This window comes from Solilutibacter pythonis (assembly GCF_003697345.1).
GTDB lineage: Bacteria > Pseudomonadota > Gammaproteobacteria > Xanthomonadales > Xanthomonadaceae > Solilutibacter > Solilutibacter pythonis.
In genome coordinates this window covers 1-2,746 of record NZ_RFLY01000043.1, presented here as the reverse complement: position 1 = coordinate 2,746, position 2,746 = coordinate 1, and the positions used below count along the sequence as shown (strand labels likewise).

The following is a 2,746-nucleotide window of genomic DNA, read 5'->3' as shown; positions in this document are numbered from 1 at the left end:
ATATCCGCAACGGGCTCGGCATCCGCAGCTTCAATCTGATGACCGATTACCACAACCGGCTGCTCGGCGACTCGATCCTGCCACGCCTGCACGAGCCGGAAGACCCCAGGATGAACGTCATCCATCGCTCCGAAGAGGGCAATCTGCTTTTCCGTACCGCCCCCAAGATGGAGCGCGCCCTGCCTGCCGGGCAAGTGCGGCAACTCGCATCGGATTATTCACACCATACCTCTCCAGGCATGCTCGCCCATGCCCCCGCGCAATCACCGGAACCCCTGCGGGCCGAGTTGCGTCCTATGGTGAGCGAAGCGCAACCCGTGCAACGCACGGCCCAGGTGTCCGCACCGGCATTGACCGAGGGAGAAACGCTGGAAACACGGTTGCGGCAAATGGGGCCTGTGGAATTCAAGCCCTACGAACCCCCCATGCACCAGCGCCCCGGCGTCAGGGCCGCGGGCGCTTTGGGGGCCATCGGCGCCATCGCCAGCATTACCGACGCCATGCACACCGGCCAGCGCGTCGATACTCTCCTGGCTCAGGATAATCTGCTCGGCGCGAAGCACGAATTGCGCGATTACGCCGTCAACAACGCCAACGCCTGGGTCGCCGCGTATACCGTGGGCAAGCTCGGGGCCGAACTGGGCGGACGGCGGGGCGTGTATGGCGCGGTCGCCGGGGGAATCGCGGGCGGTATCGCCGGCTACGTTCTCTCCGAGCAAGCCATGCGGCGCCTCGACGCCCGCGAGGTCGCCACCCAGACCGACGCCCTCGGCCGGCAATGGACGTTCAACCGCCGCGAGTGGGTCAGCCCCTTACAAGCCGACCTCGATGCCGACGGCCAGGCCGCCCCGCAAGCGTTCGCCGCCGATTTCGACACCCGTCGAGAGTTGGATTACAAGGCCACCCACCAGTCCGTGGAAATTACGTTGGGCCGCCTGCCGCCCCCGCGTAATCCCTACCGCCTGGACGCCAACGACCAGGATCGCCCCAGCCTCACCCCCGCTCCGTGGCTGCACGCCCCCGATACCCAGCAATGGCAGCGCAACCGCGCCACCGACGCGCGGCCCAATGGTGGCTATCACTATCAGCCGGAAGTGGCCAACCCCGAACGCGCCGCCCAACTCGACCGCCAGGCCGCCGACGTCATCCAGGCCAATATCGCCCACGGCCCCGCCGCCCTTGCCGCCCGCTACGACGTGGCCCACCGGCTCAATGGTTGGGCGAATATCGAGACCGTTTCCATCCCGGCCGCCATCCACACCGCCCGCGACCCCGACCACCTGCAAGCCTCCAACGCCCGCGCCTACCAACGCGGCGACGATGGCCTATGGCGGCACGGCGATGAAGTAGCGACTGGCCCTATCGCCGCCGAACTCGCGGCCACCCGCGCCGCGCTGCAACCTCAACTGGCCCAGCACGCCCGGACGATGGACGCCCTACCCGTCTGGCAAACCCCGACCCAGGAACAACGCGACCTCGCCCAGCTGGCCAATACCTATACCAGCCACGGCGTGGCTCCCCATGCCGAAACACTGGCCGCCGTCCATCTGGCGGTGAACACCACCCGCGCCCGGGCCGGGCTTGACCCAGCGACTACTGCCCTCGCGCTCGACCCGAACGCCACCGGCGCATACGACGTCCACAGCGCCATCGCCCATCTGCGCCGCGATGACGATGGCGTCATCCGCGTCGCCGCCCTCACCACCGATGCCGACATCCAACAGGCGCGGCAGGACATCCGGGCGCAAGGGCTGACACCGGCCGCACAAGCGCCCACCGGCCCGGTGCGTTCGATGAGATCCGCCATGGCGCATGCCCCGGCCGCCGCATCCGAGCCCCCGGGCCGGGACGACCAGAACGCCCGACATTCCCCGGCGTGGTCACAGACGAACGATGCCCCGCCCGACGAAGACCCCATGCGCCAGGCGCAACAACTGCTTCAGATATTGGAAGCGCGGCGACAGGCGCGCGAGGAACGCGAAGCACGGGAGCGGGAAGAACAAGCACAACGCGACCGAGACGCCCGCGAGCGCGAAGACCGCGAACGCCGCGCCCGGGACGACGAATGGCGCGAAAACGCCAAGACGCATGCGCCGCAAACAAACGACCCGGCACGGGCGGCGACGCATGCCGCGCCGACCTTCCCGCAAGACGACATGGCGATACACGCCCCGCGCGTACACGACCAGAACGCCCGACATTCCCCGGCGTGGTCACAGACGAACGATGCCCCGCCCGACGAAGACCCCATGCGCCAGGCGCAACAACTGCTTCAGATATTGGAAGCGCGGCGGCAAGCACGCGAGGAACGTGAAGCACGGGAGCGGGAGGCACAGGCGCGGCGTGACCAGGAGTCACAAGCGCAACGCGACCGAGACACCCGCGAGCGCGAAGACCGCGAACGCCGCGCCCGAGACGACGAATGGTACGAAAACGCCAAGACGCATGCACCGCAAACAAACGACCCGGCACGACATCCCGGCGAGCAAAACACCCCGCGCAAGGGCATCAGCGGCGACCGCGACGTCGACGACCTGATATACGCCATGTATTCGAAAAACCTCCTGGCAATCGAATCGGCCCTGGACCGGATCGGCCATACACCGCATACCCATGCCTTATTGAAATGGGGCAACGACCTGCTCGAACAGCAAGCCATCGAAGACGCCCAACAAACACTGGCGACGAATCAGACACAAGGCATGGATATCCCCCAGATGGAGGCGAAAACCCCGCGCGGGCCGGT

General features: G+C 67.2%; 1 pseudogene. It reads left to right on the top strand.

From position 1 onward, the window contains the following. Positions 1-2,746: pseudogene (locus EBB59_RS13965) on the top strand (hypothetical protein); the annotation flags it as partial.